General features: G+C 39.5%; 15 protein-coding genes. 12 read left to right on the top strand and 3 right to left on the bottom strand.

What is annotated here, in order from left to right; translation table 11 throughout:
• Positions 1 to 368 precede the first annotated feature (368 nt).
• On the bottom strand, positions 369 to 1,466 hold the full coding sequence (locus tag ABJE44_RS10505) for a M20 family metallopeptidase (RefSeq protein WP_348110671.1): 1,098 nt from the start codon (positions 1,464 to 1,466) through the stop codon (positions 369 to 371).
• Positions 1,467 to 1,885: 419 nt separating this feature from the next.
• On the opposite strand from ABJE44_RS10505, the gene ABJE44_RS10500 reads away from it, so the two are divergent.
• The 3 genes from ABJE44_RS10500 (at position 1,886) to ABJE44_RS10490 (ending at position 7,026) form a co-directional block, all read left to right on the top strand.
• Positions 1,886 to 2,818 carry a sugar-transfer associated ATP-grasp domain-containing protein gene (locus ABJE44_RS10500; RefSeq protein ID WP_348110670.1) on the top strand — a complete coding sequence of 311 codons (933 nt, stop codon included), beginning with the start codon at positions 1,886 to 1,888 and terminating at the stop codon, positions 2,816 to 2,818.
• Positions 2,818 to 4,269 (top strand): hypothetical protein, encoded by a 1,452-nt coding sequence (locus tag ABJE44_RS10495; protein WP_348110668.1) that lies wholly within the window; start codon positions 2,818 to 2,820, stop codon positions 4,267 to 4,269. The genes ABJE44_RS10500 and ABJE44_RS10495 overlap by 1 nt, the downstream gene beginning before the upstream one ends.
• A gap of 90 nt (positions 4,270 to 4,359) precedes the next feature.
• Positions 4,360 to 7,026, top strand: coding sequence for a M14 family zinc carboxypeptidase (locus ABJE44_RS10490; RefSeq protein WP_348110666.1), 2,667 nt, complete (start codon positions 4,360 to 4,362; stop codon positions 7,024 to 7,026).
• Positions 7,027 to 7,108: 82 nt separating this feature from the next.
• Here the strand turns inward: ABJE44_RS10490 and ABJE44_RS10485 are convergent, their stop codons facing one another.
• On the bottom strand, positions 7,109 to 8,509 hold the full coding sequence (locus ABJE44_RS10485) for an amidohydrolase family protein (protein WP_348110665.1): 1,401 nt from the start codon (positions 8,507 to 8,509) through the stop codon (positions 7,109 to 7,111).
• A gap of 538 nt (positions 8,510 to 9,047) precedes the next feature.
• Between ABJE44_RS10485 and ABJE44_RS10480 the strand changes: the two genes are divergently transcribed.
• The 4 genes from ABJE44_RS10480 (at position 9,048) to ABJE44_RS10465 (ending at position 12,816) form a co-directional block, all read left to right on the top strand.
• A complete protein-coding gene (locus ABJE44_RS10480; protein WP_348110664.1) occupies positions 9,048 to 10,100 on the top strand; it encodes an ABC transporter substrate-binding protein in 1,053 nt (350 codons plus the stop codon).
• Between the two features lie 2 nt (positions 10,101 to 10,102).
• Positions 10,103 to 10,909 (top strand): ABC transporter ATP-binding protein, encoded by an 807-nt coding sequence (locus ABJE44_RS10475; protein WP_348110663.1) that lies wholly within the window; start codon positions 10,103 to 10,105, stop codon positions 10,907 to 10,909.
• Complete coding sequence (locus ABJE44_RS10470) at positions 10,902 to 11,681, top strand: ABC transporter permease (RefSeq protein WP_348110661.1); 780 nt, start codon at positions 10,902 to 10,904, stop codon at positions 11,679 to 11,681. The genes ABJE44_RS10475 and ABJE44_RS10470 overlap by 8 nt, the downstream gene beginning before the upstream one ends.
• A 127-nt stretch (positions 11,682 to 11,808) precedes the next feature.
• Positions 11,809 to 12,816 carry a 2OG-Fe(II) oxygenase family protein gene (locus tag ABJE44_RS10465; protein ID WP_348110659.1) on the top strand — a complete coding sequence of 336 codons (1,008 nt, stop codon included), beginning with the start codon at positions 11,809 to 11,811 and terminating at the stop codon, positions 12,814 to 12,816.
• Here the strand turns inward: ABJE44_RS10465 and ABJE44_RS10460 are convergent, their stop codons facing one another.
• The gene (locus ABJE44_RS10460) at positions 12,817 to 13,656 is read right to left on the bottom strand and encodes a GntR family transcriptional regulator (protein WP_133469618.1); all 840 of its coding nucleotides are present in this window, start codon (positions 13,654 to 13,656) and stop codon (positions 12,817 to 12,819) included. It abuts the gene before it with no gap.
• 389 nt (positions 13,657 to 14,045) lie between these two features.
• Here ABJE44_RS10460 and ABJE44_RS10455 point away from each other — a divergent pair, with 389 nt between their 5' ends.
• From ABJE44_RS10455 to ABJE44_RS10435, 5 genes are all read left to right on the top strand, one after another.
• The gene (locus ABJE44_RS10455) at positions 14,046 to 16,988 is read left to right on the top strand and encodes a TonB-dependent receptor (protein WP_348110657.1); all 2,943 of its coding nucleotides are present in this window, start codon (positions 14,046 to 14,048) and stop codon (positions 16,986 to 16,988) included.
• 186 nt (positions 16,989 to 17,174) lie between these two features.
• Entirely contained in the window at positions 17,175 to 18,263 is a 1,089-nt protein-coding gene (locus tag ABJE44_RS10450; RefSeq protein WP_348110655.1) for a polysaccharide lyase family 7 protein, read from the top strand.
• Positions 18,264 to 18,400: 137 nt separating this feature from the next.
• Positions 18,401 to 20,653 (top strand): polysaccharide lyase 6 family protein, encoded by a 2,253-nt coding sequence (locus ABJE44_RS10445; RefSeq protein WP_348110654.1) that lies wholly within the window; start codon positions 18,401 to 18,403, stop codon positions 20,651 to 20,653.
• A gap of 120 nt (positions 20,654 to 20,773) precedes the next feature.
• Positions 20,774 to 21,538 carry an SDR family oxidoreductase gene (locus ABJE44_RS10440; RefSeq protein WP_348110652.1) on the top strand — a complete coding sequence of 255 codons (765 nt, stop codon included), beginning with the start codon at positions 20,774 to 20,776 and terminating at the stop codon, positions 21,536 to 21,538.
• 72 nt (positions 21,539 to 21,610) lie between these two features.
• A complete protein-coding gene (locus ABJE44_RS10435; RefSeq protein WP_348110650.1) occupies positions 21,611 to 22,045 on the top strand; it encodes an RbsD/FucU family protein in 435 nt (144 codons plus the stop codon).
• Positions 22,046 to 22,162: the final 117 nt, after the last annotated feature.

Raw genomic sequence — 22,162 nt, 5'->3', positions numbered from 1 at the left:
TATTTAACTAATAGTAGAACAAACCTGTAAACGCCCACTAATTTGTTAAAAACGCGGTCTAACTGGTCAAATATCGCACAAAAACCTGAAATATTAATATGTTTAATTCAAAACAATTCAATAGGAATAATCTTGGCTAAAGAAAAGCCCTGTTTAATATGAACCAGTACCGCTGTGAAAATAGGAAACCCATAGCTGTCTACCAACATAAAAGCGGAATTGGGACTACCTATACAAAATAATATTTCAAACGATATAGAAGATACTTATTTCTTGGAATGTTTACTCTATGGATAGCGCAAACACCTTGTTTACACTATCCAGCACAGCAGAAGATATCCTTCAATTGAAGCTAAACCGTCAATAAATTAGCCAGCATTGAAATCTAACAATATTTTAGTCACCTCATCTATACGCCTTGAAAAACTAGCCTTACTTGCACGTTCAGTAATGGTATGGTCACCATCTCCAAACGGACCAAAACCATCCAAAGTAGCTACGCCAACCGACGATACTATATTAGCGTCACTTACCCCACCACGTTTTTCAGTCTTCAGGGGATACCCTAAAATACTGGCAATTTGTGCCAATAGCGTCATTTGATTGGGCGAACTTTGCATCACATCCCTTTGAATACCACCTGACAATGTCGCAGTTACACCTTTTACGGCTGGATTTGCACAGATTTCTTCTAGACTGGCTAATAAGCGTTCTTTTTCAACTTTTTGGGTATAACGAGTCTCCACTATGATTTCCGCTTTAGGAGAAATGGTATTGGCCCCAATACCACCACTCATTTTACCAGCGTTAACCGTTGTCCCTTTTGCCAAGTTAGTTAACTCAGTCAATGCAATAATCATATGGGCCGCAGCCAAGTTTGCATTACACCCATCCACATAATGATTACCGGCATGGGCGGCTTTCCCTTCAAGGTTAACAAAAAAGGTCCCTACACCTTTTCTTGCTATGACCACTTCATGATCGACACCAGCAGCCTCAAAAACTAAGCAAATATCATAATTTTTGCCCAACTCTGCGCTCAAATATTTACTATCGTCACTACCACTTTCTTCATCACTTACTAACAACATGTCAATATTAGCAATTTCACCTTGTTGTGCTTTAACATTACGCAAGGCCTCGAGAGCAACAACATTGCCCCCTTTCATATCACATACACCAGGCCCATATACCCATTCTGCGTCTTCAGAAAAGTCAGTGAAAGTCCCCGGAGGAAATACAGTATCCAAATGCCCTAATAATAAAACACGTTTTTTACCTGCAACGATTGGAGACTTAAATAACAAGTGATCACCGATATGCTCTCGAGTAAATGCTTCAGTCTCAAAACCTAAAGCCTCCATCCATTCACTAAAAATTTTTCCATTTTCATCGACACCCGGTTTATTTTTAGTATAAGAATTAAGATTTATAATTTGTGCTAGCTCAGTAAAGTTCAAAATCACTCCAACCATAGTTAATAAACATGAATGTAATCCTCTGTAGCAATTGAAATACCAAGATCATTATGGTGGCATACTATTGAATATCGAAGGTTTAGTTATCTATATGTTCCTAGTGCACCTGCTTTACGCACCAACAAGATACACTAACAACTAATATCAGTTCAGCTTTGGTGCGTCTGCTATTTGAAATGAATATAATTTGACTTAAGTTATTGAGTTATAGCCGATTTAAAATAGTATATTAGTCTTTGGACTTTCTCCGTCTCAATTTGTCAATATAAGACTAAAGTTGCAAGTCTTATTAGCTATTGGCGTTAAAATTGCTGTCTACTTTTGTACATATCAGAAATGAGCGGTGTATAACTACACCAATTTTATAGTGTAGCTGGGCCCTATTCAGTTTAACGGAGAAATTTTTTATGCATTCGAATACAAGTTCTGGGTTAGAGCCGACCATAGGTATGTGGATGTACCAAAATAGTGGTGGGAATGAAATTCAAAGGCAAATCATCGACCTTTTAAGCCAAAAGAACATAAAAACCATACCTAGTCTAGACATGGCTAATGCCTCAGCTCACGGCGGTGAGATCGTGTGTAATGGAATTTGTATGGAAGAGCTTTCAGCATTTTTCTCATATAATGCAGGTGGTCAAACAGCCTATCAGGTATACTTGTATAATGCCCTTAGCCGCTCTGTGCCAACCATAAATAATTATGACGCTTTTGCACTAACAGAAGATAAATTTCTAACCGCTCACATGTTGAACAGAGCAGGAATTCGAACAGCAGATTATCGTTTAATAAACCACATAGACATTCAATTATTAAAAAATACAGTACGTGAATGGCAAGGACAAGTAGTCTACAAACCCACAGATGGATGGGGCGGCAATGGTATAGTTAAGATAGAAGATGAGCGATCATTAGACATTCTTATTCCGTTTCTAAATAGAATGGATATGAAACATTTTTATTTGGAAAAATTCATTAATTACGACAAAACCGATTACCGCATTGATGTTGTTGATGGAGAATTTGTTGGATGTTACGGCCGCAGTGCTCCTGAAGATGACTGGAAAACTAATATTACTAGTGGTGGCTCTGTCATATTACGTCAACCTGATGACGCTATCATTGAATTGGCTATCAAAGCCGCAAAAGTATCAGGACTAGAGATTGCTGGCGTTGACCTTTTATATGACCTAGATACAGAAGAATATGTAGTGTTAGAGGTCAATGGTATTCCAGCATTTGCTACACCAGAACAAGAAAAATTAGGATTAGATTTTAACGCCCTTAAAATCAATAAAATTGTTAATTTAATTGAAAGAATTGTAGAAGAGAAACAGTAATGAAAAAAAATACGAAATCTCCATTACCTAAAATAGGCCTATTATACTTAGATCACGTATTAAGATTTTTCGACAAATCTAACTTTAAAGGCTGGCCAGACAAAATTGAAACCGTCACTTACCATTGGCGAAATGACAAGCAGCGGTTTATCAACGAAGTTAAACGTAAAAAAATTAATGTTTTGATAGGAAATGTGCCAGCCACAGCCTATGAGACATTTAGAGAAATTAGTAATGCATTGCCTAATGTACAATTTGTACCCTCACTCGATACACAGTTTTCAAACAAATCAAAAGAAAATGTGACACTATTTTGTGAGAAATACGACATCCCTATTCCAAAAACCCGTATATTTTATGAAAAACAAGAAGCTGACGATTTTTTAAAACAAACTACGTTTCCAAAAATAATCAAGAAGTCCTATGGACCATCAAACTATGGGGGCTACTTTGTACATAAAGTAGATAGTTACAAAGAGGCCCGAAGTTTACTTGATGAGAAGAAATACTACCCAGTTTATTTACAAGATTTCGTGCCTATGGCAGCAGACATTCGCGTTATGCTTATTGGCCACAAGCCAGTGTGCGCCTTTTGGCGTCGACCACCTGAAGGCGAATGGTTAACCAATACCAGCCAAGGTGGCTCAATGGACTACCAAGATGTTCCCCAAGAAGTTTTAGACTTATCGGTTAAGGTATCTAAAGCGGCAAAAGCCGAATATTGGGCTTGCGACGTTGCGGTGGGTGTAGACGGTAAGTACAGAATTCTAGAGTGTGCAACAGCCTTTGCAGCATTTCCTTATATTAGGGATTGGATTGGCCAATACCTGATGTGGAAGTTTTCTAATGGTCAGTTCAAGCTTCCCTATATTCCATTATTTAATTGGGAAGAGTTGAGCAAAATGAGCTCCAATGTTTTGCGCACAATGCGCAATATAACCTTTGGTAAACAAGTCATTCCAAGCTGTGATGGTGGAGAATTATTCACTGAAATCAGTGATGACAATTACCCAATATTAGCAACCACAGCCATGGCTGGTGAAGAATGGCCAAGTGATATTTGGAACCGCCAAGACAATTATTTAAAAAACAAAGAGGATACAACGGCCAAAGTTTCACCACCTCAAGAAGCAGAAACCTTGGACGCATCTGAAACCGCGACTATAAAAATAACCGACGAAGCAGAAGAATCGCCAGAAATAGTAGAAAATGAGCAAAATGTAGAAACTGTTGAGCTTAGTGCTGAGGCATTCTCCGAATTTTTTGGTAGTATTAAGGGCTTTGGTAAACAACAGGTTTCACTAATATTTGAAACATTGGATTTACCAACGATTCACCAAGCATTACAAAGTGATGGTAGTGAGTTTTACAAAGTAAAAAATATTGGTGAGAAGAAAGTAATCAGCATATTGGAAACATGGCAAGAATACATTCACTCATCGCCTCAGTAATTATGGAACTAGTATTGGCGCATTTATTTGCGCCTATGAGGCTAATGGGGCCTATAGGCTAAACATTACTCAAAATAGTTAAGAGAAAAGATGAAAAAACAGTATTTTTCGTACAAAGAAACCATGGAGTTTTTAGACGATGCAGCCCGGGATTACCCAGACTTAATAAAAGTTCAAAGCATCGGTGAAACATGGGAAGGACGCCCTATTATGTTGGCGACCATCAGTCTTGACGTACACAATGCCGACAAAAAGCCTGCACTGTTATACACAGGAACTATTCACGCCCGTGAATGGATAGGCATAGAATTAGCCAATAGCTTTATCAAATATATAATTGATAACTATCAGTTTAACCCTAAGTTACAAGATGCGTTAACCCGCAATACACTATACATAGTACCCTGTCTTAACCCTGATGGTTTTGAATATTCCCGAACCCATTTTTCATTTTGGCGTAAAAATCGTCGTAACAATGGTGACGGTACTTTTGGTGTCGATCTTAATCGAAACTTCGGTGTAAGATTTAAAGAAAGAAGCGACCCATCATCGAATATTTATGGTGGCCCTAGTGCGTTTTCAGAACCAGAAACCCAAGCCATAAGAGATTTTGTGGCGGATCATAGCAACATTACGGTTTCTCTGGATTACCACTCCCAAGGAAATGTGTTTTTCCCCGCCCATAAATTTGATCACGAAGCTGAAATCGACACCACAGATCTAAATACCCTTTGTGCCAACATGGCATTTGAAATTGAAAAAGTGACCGGCAGAAAATACGGAATTCATAGAGGTAAGCCCCCCACAAACCTAATCAATGGCAGTGGCCGCGAGTATTATTACAGTAAGGGCATATTAGCCACTGTTGTAGAAGTAGGGACCAAAAATATTCCAGACTATATGGAAAACATGTCTGAGAGTGTGAACGAAAACATTCCAGCCTTGGTTCATGCGCTGCGCTCTGCAGTTAATTATTCAGATCTAGCACCTAGCAGACCTGATAACTTCAATATGTCTGAAGTAACCGAAAATAGTATAACGCTAGAGTGGGAATACCCAGAAGATGCAAATGTGTATTTTGAGATCTATCGAAATACCCATCATAAAAGCCCCTGTACCGATGATAATTTAGTCGGTATTACTAAATCATTAAGTTTTAGCGACATACAGCTTAAAAGTGGGCAATTGTATTTTTATAAAATTCGTAGTGTTTCCTTAGAAACCAAAATAAAAGGCCCATACGCCCCTGAAGTAAAAATTAGAACTTTATTGGCCCACGAGCAGTTTAGCAAAACTCTGTTTCCGCCAGCTAACCAAATTGGTTACGTGGGGCAGTATACCCAAGAAAAAAACCATGAACACTTTGGATTAAACTCGCTGTTTATTGGTGTAAATAAATTCCGCGGTGCTTGTTATGGCGTAATTGAATTTTCTCTTGATAGGTTACCTGACGACGCAGAAATTAAAGAAGCCTGCTTCTCTTTGTATCCAATGAACCGAGTCAGTGCCAAATTAGAAGGCTATGGTGAGTGGGGGATCTCATTCTTAGACGCGTCCAGTGTGCCTAATATTCGTGATTATAACGACATTGCTAACGCGACTGTCATTCATTCTGGGCAAACAATAGAATCTGACAGAGTAACTCAGGGAGTGTGGAGTGATTGGCCTTTAAACGGTAAAGAGCGCGCTATTCTGCAAGAACAGTTAAAAACTGGGAAAGTATTGATGCGTATCGACGGACCAACCACTTTACCCAATGGCGCAGATTCTCAAATGATGCAGTTTGACATTGGTTATGGCCGCTTTGGTTCAGGTATACATTACCGCCCTAACCTTGAAATTATCTATACCCGTCAAGCAAATAAAGTTGAGATATCACCAACCAGTATCAATACCATAATGGCTGAAGGTAACGTCACCAGAAAATTACAAACTGGATACGACAAAGATGGCAACAAAATATACGGACAACTTGCATTTGCCATGCACTCGATGCCAGACCCTAAACGCACAGTGATTACCAATGCCTACTTGCAGCTGTCTAATCACAACTCACTTGGGCCTAAGAAAGATATTCGATTTACAGTTGAATTGGCTGATTTTGAAGAACTCAGTTTCGAGAGCATGAAACAAAGGGAAAGTATTCAATATATTGGTTATGAAGTCAGCAATGCAGAACTTCGCAATAAAAAGACCCATTATTTTGATTTTGATAGTTATAGCCGAGGTGAGTTAGAAAACCTTTATCAAGACAATAAACAAGCTTTCTTTTTAATTCGAGCAACTTCAGGCTTTAGAGATGGCCAAGATGAATTAGTTGAATGGGTAAATAGTCCTACTGAAAACTTACAACCTAAATTGGTAGTAGAGTATATTGAGCGCAAGAAAACGCCGCTAGAGTCACCTACGAACATTCGTACCAAAATTGAAAATAACAAAGTTAAAATCCTTTGGGATAACCCTAAAGATCCTGATTTTGTAGGCTCATTTGTAGTGAGAAACTGTTTTCATCCGCCGCGTTCACCTTTTGACGGAGTAAAGTTGTACGGTGGGCCAGATGAATACACCTATGATAGTTTTGGTAACCCTAACAAACCTAAATATTACGCAGTATTTAGTTATGATAACGTACCAAATTTTTCTCAATCAAGCTGTGTACACTTTAGCGTAGATCAAACCATTCCTGTGATAGAAATTGACCCGGAAGATGTTGAAAGCCAACAAGGTGATGATTTAGAAAACTATTTAGATAGCTAAATAGTTAGTCTCCCTCTTTAACCTGCTAGTTCGTAGTTAAAGGGGGAAACATCGTTCACAATCTTGAAAGTTATTTAAACATTTAAAAATTACCAACCTTTTCCTTTAACCTGACTAAACCTTGAATCAAACTGCTCTGAGTTTTATCTAGGTCAATACCTTTAATCTCCCCATTATTTACAATCATTCTGCCATTAACTAATACTGTTTTTACTTCTACTGGCTCACCAGCAATAACGGGAGCTAAGGTCTGGCTATGATTACCCCAGTATCGATAGTGACTCATATCAAACAAGACTACATCTGCCGCTTTACCTACCTTTATTTCACCAATGGCATCTAAACCTAAAAGCTTTGCCGCATTTTGACTCCCCCACTTCACTATTTGCTCTGCACTGGTAGCCTCGGGCCCATGAATACTTCTATGTAACAACCAAGCTAAGTTTAGCTCTTGGATCATAGAGGCGTTTTCAGCAGACGCCGAGCCATCCACGCCCAAGGTGATATTCATTCCTGAGTTTTCCATGGCAATCACAGGCGCTACACCACTGCCAAGACGACAGTTAGAAGTAGGGCAATGACTAATACTCGTTCTAGTTTTAGCAAATAAATCAATATCTTGCGCTGAGGCCTTTACTAAATGTGCAAACCATACATCTTCTCCCAGCCAACCACACTCCTCTGCATATTGCACCGCTGAGGTACCATGTAACAAGCGTGATTGGCGTTCATCAAAGTCTACCTCTAACAAATGAGAGTGCATTTTTAAACTATGGCGTCTAGCATATGCTGCCAATGCTTTTAAATCTTCAGCTTTAGTACTATGAATCAAGCTAGTGGGAGCCACGACTAAACGCCGCATAGCGTTGGCATCTGCTTGATGATAGCGTGACCGGCTATCATCTAAACGCTTTATCATTTGCTCAACCGTTTCGGGCTGAATACCTCCTCCTTTTAAGCCTTTGTGACTTCCAATAGATGTTGCTCCTCCTCGGCACAGAACTAAGCGCATACCAATATCAGTCGCGGCCTGCCAAACAGCCTCTTCAACTTCAGGGCTCACAGATTCATGATATAAATAATGATGGTCACAGCAGGTTGTAGCACCAGAGCGTAATAACTCAGCCAGCCCCAATGTTGCAGTGTCATACATAAGCTGCGCATCTATGTTAGGCCAAAAACGGTAAGGGACCGCTGCTAACCAATCACCTAACCCCGAATTTAACCCTGCTGGAATACCTTTTAATACACTTTGAGCTAGGTGATGATGAGTGTTTATTAGCCCTGGATAAATAACACAATTAGTAGCATCAATTAAGGTCTCATTGTTAATTAGCTCTAATCCTTGACCAATTTCGCTGATCAGGCCTTGGCTTATACGTATGTCACAGGGGGCACTTTCTGATTTTGATTGAAACTGACTTGTCGTTTTAATTGTTGACGACGCTAAGATCCCAGTCGCGTTTTTAATAAGGTAATTCAAGAAATATTCCTTGGGGTCACAACGAAGCCATAGTTACATGCTAACGACTTAATTTGATTAGGCAAACAATCTGACTATATCGAATATCCCCCAAGAGGCAAAGCTCATTTATAAGCACAAAAAAATTGGGTACTTTTGGGGCGAACTGAACTAATTGCACAATGTTAATGCATGAATCAAAACTAAAATCCAATCAACCACCTTTAAATATAAGGTTTTCAGTACACATTGAATTTGGCACATTAACTGCTATTTCTGACTCTATATTGATTTCGAACAGCTAAAAATGAATTGCAAGAAATCAGTACACAAACTTTGAGTAGAAGCTGTCAGGTAAGAATCGTAAGTGTCTTGACACACGTTTGCACTAGGACATTGCTCACAACGTTTAGTTAGTGTGGTTTAACTGACTTGGGTGTGAGCTTGCTAATTAAAATAGTTTATAAATCTCATCGTTTACCCTCGCTAGTAATCACTTTTAGTATCAGACATTTTACAGTCATGACTTAATCTTTTTTAGCTTGTAATGAGGTCAACAATGCAGAAACCACTATTTCCCCGTGTTATGTTAGCTCTTTGTTTTTTCTGTGCGACTTCCCAAGCTGCAAGAATGGATGAAGTAACCTTTCAACTAGATTGGTTGCCTGGGGGCGATAAAGCACCACTATACGTTGCCATAGGTAAAGGTTTTTTTGCAGAGCAAAACATCAAAGTGAAAATTTCTCACGGTAAGGGATCATCAGACTCATTAACCAAACTAGGAGTGGGAATTGCTGATGTAGGTTACGCCGACTTGTCTTCTTTACTCGCAGCTAAAGCGCAAGAACCATTAGCCGTTTCTGCAATCATGAGTGTTTTTAGTAAAGCGCCCCACGCATTCTTCTCTCTAAAAGGCTCTGGTATTGAATCGGTCGCAGATGTAAAAGGAAAGCGAGTTGCAACCTCAGCTTTTAGTTCATCCGTAGTATTTTTACCTTTGCTTTTAAATCTAAATAGCATCCCTAAAGACAGTATCCGCATTATAAAAGTAGATGCAGGAGCCTTAGGGCCCATGTTAGCCACAGGTAATACCGACGTGATTATTTCTTGGATGACAGATACAGTAAAGTACCAATCACAAGTCGCTACTGTTGGTAAAGAACTTCACGTTATGCCTTGGTATGATGCAGGCTTAGAGTTTTACTCAACAGTAATTGTAGGCACTGACAAATTTTTAAAAGCCCGGCCAGATGTGGCTAAACGTTTTTTAGTCGCTTTTCAAAAAGCCATTGAATTTACATGGGCTTCCCCTGAAGAATCGGCTGCAATTGTGCATAAACTGGTGCCAGAAGTGGATACCCAAATCGCCCTAGACACTATTATTAATATACGCAGTTTAGTCTATAACAACGCAAGTGACGCCCACGGCTTAGGCATAATTAACCCAGAAAGATTAGCAACATCTTGGTCTTATGTAGCACAATCTCAAGGGTTTAAGTTAGACGCTATAGAGCCTGAAGAAGCCATAAACCGTAGCTTTATGGAAGCTATTTCCCCAGTCGCAACCAATAATGATGAAAAAACAAGCGTTCTTAAAGTAGAGAGTCAATAAAAATGCTTCCCCACGTCACCTTTGAAGGTGTTGGCCATACCTACGAAACAGAGGATGGTAAAAACGTCTGTGCCTTAGATAATATAAATTTTTCAATTAAAAAAGGGGAATTTGTTGCAGTTTTAGGGCCTTCAGGGTGCGGTAAATCAACTTTACTTAGACTATTAGCGGGTTTATTTCCAGCAACAAAAGGCCAAGTTTCTATTTATGACTACCCTGTTGCAGAACCACAGTCGAATACGGGTATAGTGTTTCAAAAGCCAACTCTACTACCTTGGAAAAACGTATTAGAGAACGTGTTGTTTCCTATCCAATATAAGCAGGGCCGAGTTTCTAGAAAAAACAAAGAGTCAGCAGCGAACATGTTGAATATGGTGGGGTTAAGTGAGTTTTCTGAGCACATGCCTGATCAATTATCTGGTGGTATGCAACAAAGAGTCGGTATTGCTCGCGCCTTGTTGATGGATCCCGAAATTTTAATTATGGATGAGCCTTTCTCAGCTTTAGATGCCCTCACCCGTGAACAAATGGGGTTTGAGTTATTAGATATCTGGCGGCAAAAACCAAAAACTGTATTGTTTATTACCCATTCAATATCCGAAGCGGTTTTACTAGCCGATAAAGTATTAGTATTGAGCCCAAGACCTGCTCATATAATTGAAGATATAACCATTAGCCTACCCAGACCTAGGTCGTTAAATACCATAAACACACCAGAATTTAGCGCCTACACTGATCAAATCCGCCAGTTAATTTATCATCCGAATACTAATGCGTGCTCTTCTGTTTCTGGAGATAAAAATGACTAAAGGAAAGCTTAATTTCTCTACCAGCAAACTGTTTCCAGTGTTTACTTTGCTAGCCATACTACCAATCTGGGAAGTTATGGTGAGGATATTTGAAATCCCAAATTTTCTGTTACCTGCCCCATCGGCAATTTATCAGGCATTTATTGCGGTTGACCCCTCTCGTTGGGGGTTACATTTATGGGCCACGCTAAGGGTGGCTATATTAGGATTCTGTTTATCCTTAGTAATAAGCTTACCTTTAGCTATTTTTATGGTTAAGTCTAAGTTTTTAGCAAAGACCCTGTACCCGATTTTGGTTATTATCCAATCAACTCCTGTTGTCGCTATCGCCCCATTGTTAGTGGTTATCATGGGAGCTGGTGAAGCCCCCAGGCTTGCCATTACTTGCCTAATTACCTTCTTTCCTTTAGTGGTATCCGCAACAACTGGCATGATGTCAACACCAGAAGAATTGATAGAGTTATCAAAATCTTTAAAAGCATCTGCAGTAAAAGAGGTATGGCATATTCGCTTACCCTATGCTGTGCCACATATTTTTAGTGGTATGAAAGTCGCTATAACTTTAGCGATCATTGGGGCAGTGGTGGCTGAATTTGTCGCAGCTGAACAAGGACTAGGTTACTTTGTGCAATTCTCCACTTCATATTTTAAAATCCCTCAGGCTTTTGCAGCCCTGCTACTTTTATCGACATTAAGCTTGTTATTATTTAAAACAGTTCAGTTGATTCAATATTTATTTTTTCGTTGGAGTCTGCCGAAAGACAAGTTCTGACACTAAATATATTGGTTTATAACCCATTAATTTTATCAGCCATTTTCACGCCACGATAAATGGCAACCAGAGTAGAAGCGCTGGTAAGGTCAGCATTGCTCTTATTACATAAACTTAAGAGAGTAAAATGAAAAAAACAGAAACAAAGCAATCTAATTACGAGCTTCAAGAATTACAGCTAGAAGCTGCATTTAGCCAAGTAAAATCTGACATGCAAGAAATCAGCATTCCTAAGATTGATTTAACTGAGTTTGAAAATCGTTTTGAAGATATAGCTAATCAATTATGGGATGCAGCTACTGAAGTAGGATTTTTTCAACTAGTGAATCACGGCCTGCCATTCTCAAGTATCACCCAAGGGTTTTCTGAGTCCAAAGCCTTTTTTGACTTGCCTGAGTCTATTAAGGGCCAATATCCATTAAAAAATGGCTCAAATGCGGGTTGGGAATATATGGAACAAGTGCGCCCTTCAACTGGCGTGGCTGATCAGAAAGAGTCTTATCAAGTCACCCTGCCACGTATGCAAGGGTTATGGCCTAACACTAAAGAATTGACCACTTTTAAAACTCACATTCTTTCCTTAGAGCATCAAGCTTGGCAGCTTGGTATGAAGGTTTTACAATGCTTTGCCTATAAACTTGGGTTTGAAAGAAATTTTTTTACGGTTGCTCACGACCGAACTCAAGCCGATTATCAAAGTACCCTAAGACTGTTGCATTACCTACCCATTTCGGAGGACGCTGAATTACCCGAAAATACATGGCGTGCTGGAGCACACACAGACTATGACTGCTTAACTATGGTATTTCAAAAAAAGGGACAAGCTGGGTTGCAAGTATGTGCCGGAAAAGATGCTTCAATTCATCAATCATGGTGTGAAGTAGAGGCATTAGATGATGTGATCACATGTAATATAGGGGATATGTTAATGCGCTGGAGTGATGACCAGCTAAAATCAACTCTACATAGAGTAAGAATGCCCCATAAAGGAGAAAACAAAAATCCACGTTATAGTATGGCTTTTTTCTGTCAAGCTAATAAAAATGTAACGATTCAGGGGCCTAAAAAAACCTACCCCCCCATAAGTGCAGAAGACTACTTAAAGATGCGAATTGCGGCAAACTTTAGTCGCTAGTTAAAACACCACTCGATTACCAACAAATAATTTACCGTTGTATCGACTAGCATTACGACGGTTGCTTTGTTCACTGATAACAGCATTGAATACATCCATTGCCCGAATGAATTCTGGATTATTAGAAATAAACTCCATTTCATCATCCACATCACCAATATGATACATCATGGCTTTTTTCGCCCGTGACGGGTCGCGGCTAATGATGGCATCAACAATATCGGAATGCTCACTAATCACCGAAGTATTACGATCAATACCAATCATAGCTTTTAAATTTCTAACCCTGTCAATTTCGGCTCTAGAACTATCTAATAATAACCAAGCCCCAACAATTCCTGCATATTCAAAAAGCGTACGATGAAACAACTCGTTTATCTCGTATGAAGGTGAATTATGGTAGGTGCTGTTAGGGTTGGTGTTACTTTCATCGATTTGTTTATGCTCAGTAATAATAGCCTTTAGCTGTACTTGTTCAGATAAACTAATGCCTTTATCAGCGAGCCGTTTTACACAACCACCTTCAAGGTTAGTGCGGATAAAACAGGCTTCCAAATATCTCTCTAAACTAATAGCAGTAACATAGCTGCCGCTTTTAGGAATAATTTGTACTAAGCCATCATTGGCTAAGCGAATGAGTGCTTCTCTGACTGGAGTTTTACTAATCTCGAATATAGAAGCGATTTCTTTTTCTACTAAAGGCATATCAGGAGGTAAAGACAAATTAATAATATTGTCCCTTAAAACCCAATAAATTTGATCGACTAAGCTGCCTTCTTTGGTAATACCTGAGGCTATAATTTTATCGATACTTTTAATTTCGAAGTTAATTGTGTTCATTAAATACGTTAATAGCCTCTTATTCTAAAATCACCACACCTTATATCCATATATAAGATGCTTGCAAGTAAAAGCAATGAATACCGCATCTTTGGCGCAGGGTTGCAACCCCTCACACCCAGCAAAAAACGTTATACCAAATAGTACTTGAAATAATTGTTACATCTTTATTAGCAAAAACAATAGTTTGGCGGCTTTTTGTTGATTTTTACAATTTATTGTTAAAAAGTTGTTGCGATTTTAGAACAAATAAACTTAAAATGCATCTGATATATAAAAACAACAACTAATATATTAGATTTACACTGGCTCTACTGGGCTGAGAATTGATATATCTCCTGTATATATAAATAAGCGGTACAGGAAATATATAAACTACGGAGATACCAATGAAACTGAACAAAATTACATCAATGTTTAAACAGCATAGACACACCAATCGAAATGTTAAATTATTCGGGGCAACACTAGCGACATTGCTAGCTGCACCGACTTTCGCACAAGAAACAACCGACACAGCATCATCTGGAGTGGAAGTTATTCAAGTGAAAGGTATTGCAGGCAGCCTCGCTGAATCAGCTCGTTTAAAACGTTTTGATTCGCGTATAGTAGACGCCATCGTTGCAGAAGATATTGGTAAATTACCTGACAATAACATTGCTGAAGCATTGCAACGTATTACGGGTGTTTCAATCAGCTCAGATTTTGGCGTGGGTAATAGTGTTACCATTCGTGGTATTTCCCAAAACCGTGTTGAGTTAAATGGTCGTTCTACATCAGGTAGTGCTCGTAATGGTATCAGTTTAGAAGATTTCCCATCAAGCTTCTTAAAAACAGTTGAGGTAATTAAATCGCCAACGCCTGAAATGATTGAAGGTTCTTTAGGCGGAACAATCAACATGAAGACTGTTCGTCCATTAGAATTAGATGAGCCTTTAGTCGCTTTCTCTTTAGACGCTGAATATGCAGACAAAACTAAGAATACAGCGCCGAAATTCAATATCTCAGGAGGTAAAAACTGGGACCTTGGTGATGCTGGTACTTTTGGTGCTTCAGCCGTTTTAGCTTATCAAGACCGTGAGTTACGTCGTGATGAATATATTACTTTAGTTACGCCTACAGCGTTAGATTTAGACGGTGATGGTAATATTGATCAATCTAACTCTCCAAGTGGGAACTACTTAGTTAGAAGCCAGAATACTCTTGAGCAAAAAACTGAGCAACGTGAACGTACAGCATTGGGTCTATCTCTACAATGGGCTCCTCAAAGTAGTGATGGCTTTATTTATTTAGATATAAATTCAACTGAACTTGACGGTGGTCAAGAAGCTTATGCTATCGGTAATGATAGTAAAGATTATGATGATTTAATCTTGGATAACGCTTATGGCGATGCGCAAGGCCAACTCAATAACTTTGGTTCTGGTAGTGCATTTGTTCAGCCTAAAACTCAATCTGATTTTACAACTAGCGAAACCGTATCAAATGCGCTTGGTGGTGAATACCAAATCACTGATCAGCTGCTTATTTCTGCTGAAATTGCTTATACAACATCAGAGGAACGACGTCGTAAATCTGAGTTTAATTTACGTCCTATCGATCGCGAATTATATGATGCTGACGGTACTGTTACAGAACGCCTACTAACTGTCACACTGAATGAAGTAGGCGATCAAGTTCCAGGACTTACTTTCTCTTATCCAACAGCTATAACAGATGGTGAAAACCAAGCTATTCGCCAATTTAGCCATCAACGTTATAACACTGATAATGAAGAAACAGCATTTAGAATTGATGTTGAATACACCGAACCATTTGCAAGTTTAGAATTCCTTTCATCAGTTAAAATGGGGATTCGTACTACTGATCGTGATTATGAACTTACTCGTGCCGATTTAAGAAATAGTGGCGGAGACGGAGTCGGTGGTAGCGAGCTTAAAAATTTACAAACAAGCGTTACAGTTGATGGTGTTGTAACTCCAACTTTTGTGAATGATTTTAATGAAGAATTTGGAGGGTTCACAACAATAAACCACGGCAACACATTTGAACAAAATGGTGATTCTGGTGGTAATGCATTAACAAACTTCTTTGTTTATGATGCAGCTTTACTCGCTTACGATATTGAAGGTACTTATGACAGAGTTCAGCGCATGCTTACTGGAACGAGTCATGAATTAACGGGTAGCCTTGAAGACAACATGGTTGCAAATAATGGTTCATATGCGCACATTGAAGAAAAAACTAGAGCCTTATACACGCAGTTTGATTTAGACTTTGGTGACTTAACGGCCATTGTCGGCGCTCGTTATGTAGAAACGGACCTAACATCAAGCATTATTGACCAATCTAATACTAATGAATATTCTGATTTTCTACCAAGTATTAATGCGACTTATAATTTAAGTGAAGAAACATTAGTACGCTTTGCGGCAGCTAAAGTAATGCGCCGTGCTGGCTTTGGTGACTTAAGCCCTGCAGTAAACATTGACAACTCATTAGTAACAGGTGATCAAGGTGCTTACCAGTTAGACCCATTCCGTGTCACTCAATATGATTTATCAGTCGAGCATTACTTTGGTAAAGGCGGTGTGGCTTCTGCTGCAATTTTCTATAAAGATGTAGAATCATTTACACAAAGCAGCAGTTTTTGTTTAGCTAGTTCAGATACAGCTCTAGGTCAAAACGTAACAGAATTTGTAGACGTATGTTTCTTAGATAGCGTGGGTGTTAATAACCCAGATCTTATTCAGGCAAACACTTCTCAAGGCCAAGATCTTGCTTTTGTTGAAGCTCGACGTGACGCTGGTTTAACGGGTATTGTGATTGATACAACCGTTAATGGTGGTAGCGGTAAAGTTGCAGGTTTAGAGCTTGCCTACCAGCAACAGCTAAGCTTCGTCCCTGGTTTAGGTGTTAATGTGAATTACACTTATTCTGATAGTGAACAACCAGATGGTAACCAACTTTTAGACACTTCAAAAAATCAATTTAACGGTCAAATATATTGGGAAAGTGAGAATATTCAGCTTCGCTTAGCATATAACTGGCGTGATAGTTATTTAGATACTCAAGATGAAAAACGTGTTCGTCCTGTAGGTGCATTAGCTATTGCTGACGCTGATGATGTGACAAGAGGTAATAACTACCGTGATGCTCGTGGTCAACTAGATTTCTCTGCTAGCTACGACATTAACGATAACTTTACCGTTGTTGCTAATGTAGTTAACTTATTGGGTGAGCCAACTACCTTTTCAACTGAGTTAGATAGTATTTGGAAATATAGCGAATCGGATGCTCGTTATACTCTTGGTTTGCGTGGTAAGTTTTAATTTGTGTGTCAGCGAAGTCTTTCACCCTAACAGGTAACTGGCTTCGCTTTTTTAAACACACAACAAACATGAAAATCAATCGCCCCTTATAGGGCGATTTTTAACGTTACACAATAAATCCCAAAGGGTCTTTTTGAACAGAACGGCTTGTTCACTTATTTAAGCATTATTCTAAAGGGATGATTTATGACCATACAAAAAGCAACATTAACGGCGTCAATTTTAAGTATTATCTTAAGTGGTTGTGGCAGCTCCCGTGAGCCTGTTGATGTAAACAAAACAAATAATATTCAAGTGCCAGCCAATAAGTTTGATTTAAGTCATTGGTACCTCACCGTACCTATGGATGATGACAATGATAAAGTATCGGATATATATGATGTGGCCAAACTAAAAAGCTATCAACATCCAGATTTTTTTTATCTTGATGATAATCAGTATATGGTGTTTGCAAGCCCGAATAAAGCAGCCACAGAGCGCACTTCTACTAACACTCGTAGTGAACTGCGCTATATGATCCGAGGCCTTGATCAATCTATTTCAGAAGCAGACTTAGCCAACAACTTTGCGTTAGCCGCTCATAATAATGCGGATGAATTTGCATCAATTGGAAGCCAATTACAGGCCACCTTGCATGTTGACCACGTTGCTGTAAATGCGACTTACCCCAATAAGCCCCCGGCCTACTCAGTGGTAGTGGGTCAAGTTCATGCTTATCAAGTTAAAGATGAAGAACAAATCCCAGGCTTTGGATGGGGTAACGAACCCTTAAAAATATCCTATAAAAAATGGCCTAATCATGAAAAGGGCTCTGTGTATTGGACCTATGAAAGAAACCTAGCTACCGATGATCCAAATAGAACCGATATCTCATATCCTGTGTGGGGGAGTAATTGGGATGACGCCACAGACCCAGGAGCAAGCGGTATAGCTTTAGGAGAGGATTTCAGTTACACGGTAAACATATACAAAAATGTCATGCACCTTGTATTTACGAGCCCAAGTCATAAAACCGTACATCACCAAATTAATCTTGCAGATAATACCGATGCAAATGGTGAGAAAGATACGAAAGATTACCCAACGGCCTACGCTCAAGAAATATTATATTTCAAAGCTGGAGCCTATAACCAATGTAGTACCAAAGATGTAAAACTCAGTTTTCGCTATCCTGCATGTGCAGGAACAGGAAATTGGGAAACCGATTTAGCAAACGGTGATTATACCAAGGTCACGTTTTCTAATTTAGTAGTCAGCCCGTCTGTACCTATGTAAATAAACTTAAGGGTGGTATTGAATATAAGTTATCTTATATTGGATATCGTCAACTTCATATTAGGTGTGAGATTGTATATGGAGCTGAAAAGCATTAGCTTTTCAGTGAGTAATTTTTTAACTAGGAGTATAACAACATGTCAAAAGTGTCTAGATTACACTTTTTATTGCTTGCGCTAAGTATTGCACTTTTCTCTTGCTCGGAAACACAAACAGCGGACAGCTCAATCAAACTGGTTGAAAACATCGAACAATTCGATGAAGTAGTGGAAACACTAGAACCCGGTGACCAAGTAGTTCTTGTAGACGGTATCTGGACCGATGTTGAGTTTGTATTTAAGGCTATGGGAACTGCTGAGAAGCCCATAGAATTAAAAGCCCAAACACCAGGTAAGGTGATTATCACAGGTCAGTCTAACTTGGCATTTTCTGGTGAGTACATTGTTATTTCTGGGCTGGTGTTTAAAAACGGCTCCACCCCCACTGGCGAAGTTATTTCTTTTAGAACTTCCAATGATGATTTAGCGAACAATTCCAGAGTAACTAATGTTGTTATCGATAACTTTAGTACAGAAGACAGACCCATGTCAGACCTTTGGATTGCCATGTACGGTAAAAACAATCGACTTGATCACAACTCTTTAGTTAATAAGCGAAATCGTGGAGTAACCGTTGCAGTTCGCATGAACTCAGAAGGTAGCCGTAAAAACCATCACTTAATTGAATACAATTACTTTGGACCAAGACAAATACTTGGCTCTAATGGTGGCGAAACCTTGAGAATAGGCACCAGCCACTTCTCTCGTGAATATTCAAACACCACTGCGCAATTTAACTACTTTGACCGCACTAACGGTGAACACGAAATCATTTCTAATAAATCTAGTGGTAACTCGTTAATCAACAACGTGTTTTTTGAAACCCAAGGCACCCTAACGATGCGCCATGGCCACTTCACTATAGTTGAAGGGAATTACTTTTTAGGAAATCGTAAGCCAAATACCGGCGGCATTCGCATCATCAATGAAAGCCAGTCGGTGAGCAACAACTACATGTATGGCTTAACGGGTAAACGATTAAGGGGCGCTTTAGTTATTATGAATGGTGTACCAAATTCACCGCCTAACCGTTACGATCCGGTTATCGACTCAGCAATGAACAACAATATTGTAATTGATAGTGACCACATTGAATTGGGCGCAGGCTCTGACGAAGAACGTTCTGCTCCGCCAACAACCTCAGAGTTTAAAGGCAATATCATTTTGGGTAAATCAAACTTAACCCCATTTACCCTGTATGACGATATGTCAGGGATTAACTTTGAAGGTAATTACCTAAATGAAGAAGCTAGTACCCCAATAACATCTGGCTTTGCTAGCACCCCTTATTCAGTCTCTACTAACCAATACGGCTTAAAAAGCCCTGATCAAACGCTACTTGATGAGATTGGTTTCGGTGAAGTGAAACTTCCAGTAACTAAAGATGAAGTGGGTGCAAGCTTCTATCCAAAAACTGAAGCTATTATTGCCTTTCAAAGTGGCAAAACTATTAATGTAAAATCAGGAACCGACACCATACTTGAAGCATTAAGTTCAAGTGATGCTGGCGATACTTTAGTTCTGGAAAATGGCGGCGAATACTTATTAACTAAATTCGCTGAAGTACACCACCCTATTACTATTATGGCCGCAGCGGGTGATAAACCTATTATTCGTTCGCAAAAACCAAACTTCATTAACATCGAAAATGGTGGTGCGTTAGAAGTTGAAAACCTTTGGTTTGATGGAGCAGAATCACCTGATTACAAAGGTAACAATGTGATTAGTACCAGTAGCACTTCAATGAACATTAACTACACCTTGTTTGTACGCAATATCAAGGTGACAGATCTTGACGTAAATGGTTATTTCTACTTTTTCAAAGCTAATGCCGGCACATTCGCTGACACCATTGAAATCCTAGACTCAGAGTTCACCAATATCACTGGCGCTATTTTGCAGTTAAACCGTGAAGTGGATGACCTAGGTGTTTACAGCGTTGAAAACCTAGTTATTTCTGGCAACACCTTTACAGATGTAAAAGAAGAAGTCGCTACGGTTTACAGAGGCGGAACAGACGAAAGCACCTTTGGCCCAATCGTAACAGTTACAGACAATGTTTTAACTAATGTAGGTCAAGGCCCTACCCATAGGTCTGGCGCTTCTATGTATTTTCATGGGGTACAAAAATTAAATATCTCAAACACCACTTGGAATAAAAGTGCACCACTTGAATTATTCCTCACCAATGGTGGCCCAATCACTGAGATTAAAGATGTAGTTATGAAAGACACAGCAAAAATCAGCGCCAACAATGATGGATATACTGCTGAAAACGTTACATACGAATAATTTTCGAGGGTTTCACTCTGGAATTCCACCGGTCTTACAGCCCTAACGGGGCTTGTAGGACCAATAGATCCATAACTTAATTACCTATAAATTTAAAGTCTCAATTGACCAAGGATTAACATGAATAACAAGTTAAGCGGTAAGAATGTCCTCATCACTGCTGGTGCCCAAGGAATAGGCGAAGCTACCACCAAGCTGCTCATAGATAGCGGCGCGAATGTTGCCATTCATTATTTTTCTAGCGCAGACACTGCCAACACATTAGTGGAATATGCCACTAGTAAAGGACAAAAAGCAGTGGCCATAAGCGGAGACTTAACCACAGAAGCTGACGCAAACGCTATGGTAGCGGAAACAGTAGCTGCATTAGGGAGCTTAGACATTTTAATCAACAATGCAGGCTCACTTGTAGCAAGGCGTTCTTTAAAAGATATGGACGCTGAGTTCTGGCACAAAGTAATGGACATAAACCTTACTTCTATGATGTTTGTAACCAGAGCAGCGTCTCCCTATCTTGCTAAAAACGAAACTAGCAGCATAGTAAACTTAGCTTCACTGGCTGGCCGCAAAGGTGGCCACGCAGGCTCTCTTGTTTACTCAACAAGTAAAGGCGCCATTCTTACTTTTACCCGCGCGTTAGCGTCAGAATTAGGGGCACAAGGCACCCGAGTTAATGCCGTAGCTCCTGGCCTAATATTGGGTACATCATTCCACAATACCCACACCACTAAAGAATCTGCAGACGAGACTATTTCTGGTATTCCCATTAACCGAGCCGGTAATGTTGATGATGTAGCACGTTCAGTGGTTTATCTAGCTTCTGAATATGATGGCTTTATTACTGGAGCAACGTTAGATATCAATGGCGGCGTTTATAACATGTAAGGGCATAAGCCCTTACCGTTGTCTGCCCTAATTAACCTAACCGTTATAAACCTTGATTTAAGGATTAAGTAAATGCTCAAAACACCAGTAATACACCCTACCATAATGGAAGCCCTTGGACGTTCGGGTCATTTTTCGCAGGTTGTCATAGCTGATGGCAATTTACCTGTTGGCGCTATGAATGGCCCAAACTCGACAACTGTGCATTTAAATTTTCGCCCCGGTTTATTAGATGCACTAACGGTTCTCGAAGGAATTCTTGAAGTGTGCCCAGTACAAGGTGCAATTGTAATGGAAAAACCACCTGAAGCAAATGCAGAAATCCACCAAGCCTACCAAACCCTATTGGGAGAGGTTAGCTGGGATGAATTGGAGCGCTGGGCGTTTTACGACAAAATTCGCGACCCAGCCACTGTGTTGATTATTCAAACCGGTGAACAGCGTCGTTTTGCCAACTTAATACTCACAGTTGGGGTGGTAAAAATGGCAGAAGAAAGCAGTTTTTAGAAACTTATTCATCATGCAAAGCATTGGTATTTAACCTTAAAGTAATACCAAAAATAATAAAATAGCAGGCCGGCTAACGCCCAAAACCTGCAATAGACAACATGTTTGTGGAGAAAA

The organism is Paraglaciecola sp. (genome assembly GCF_039942875.1).
In the GTDB taxonomy this organism is placed as follows: Bacteria; Pseudomonadota; Gammaproteobacteria; order Enterobacterales; family Alteromonadaceae; genus Paraglaciecola.
Note: the sequence above shows the minus strand (reverse complement) of the source record. Positions and strands in the feature narration are given on the sequence as shown.

Bases quoted from the DNA above. Each gene is read 5' to 3' on its own strand.
- ABJE44_RS10500 (WP_348110670.1), top strand. From the start codon at position 1,886: ATGCATTCGAATACAAGTTCTGGGTTAGAGCCGACCATAGGTATGTGG.
- ABJE44_RS10495 (WP_348110668.1), top strand. From the start codon at position 2,818: ATGAAAAAAAATACGAAATCTCCATTACCTAAAATAGGCCTATTATAC.
- ABJE44_RS10490 (WP_348110666.1), top strand. From the start codon at position 4,360: ATGAAAAAACAGTATTTTTCGTACAAAGAAACCATGGAGTTTTTAGAC.
- ABJE44_RS10480 (WP_348110664.1), top strand. From the start codon at position 9,048: ATGCAGAAACCACTATTTCCCCGTGTTATGTTAGCTCTTTGTTTTTTC.
- ABJE44_RS10475 (WP_348110663.1), top strand. From the start codon at position 10,103: ATGCTTCCCCACGTCACCTTTGAAGGTGTTGGCCATACCTACGAAACA.
- ABJE44_RS10470 (WP_348110661.1), top strand. From the start codon at position 10,902: ATGACTAAAGGAAAGCTTAATTTCTCTACCAGCAAACTGTTTCCAGTG.
- ABJE44_RS10465 (WP_348110659.1), top strand. From the start codon at position 11,809: ATGAAAAAAACAGAAACAAAGCAATCTAATTACGAGCTTCAAGAATTA.
- ABJE44_RS10460 (WP_133469618.1), bottom strand. From the start codon at position 13,656: ATGAACACAATTAACTTCGAAATTAAAAGTATCGATAAAATTATAGCC.
- ABJE44_RS10455 (WP_348110657.1), top strand. From the start codon at position 14,046: ATGAAACTGAACAAAATTACATCAATGTTTAAACAGCATAGACACACC.
- ABJE44_RS10450 (WP_348110655.1), top strand. From the start codon at position 17,175: ATGACCATACAAAAAGCAACATTAACGGCGTCAATTTTAAGTATTATC.
- ABJE44_RS10445 (WP_348110654.1), top strand. From the start codon at position 18,401: ATGTCAAAAGTGTCTAGATTACACTTTTTATTGCTTGCGCTAAGTATT.
- ABJE44_RS10440 (WP_348110652.1), top strand. From the start codon at position 20,774: ATGAATAACAAGTTAAGCGGTAAGAATGTCCTCATCACTGCTGGTGCC.
- ABJE44_RS10435 (WP_348110650.1), top strand. From the start codon at position 21,611: ATGCTCAAAACACCAGTAATACACCCTACCATAATGGAAGCCCTTGGA.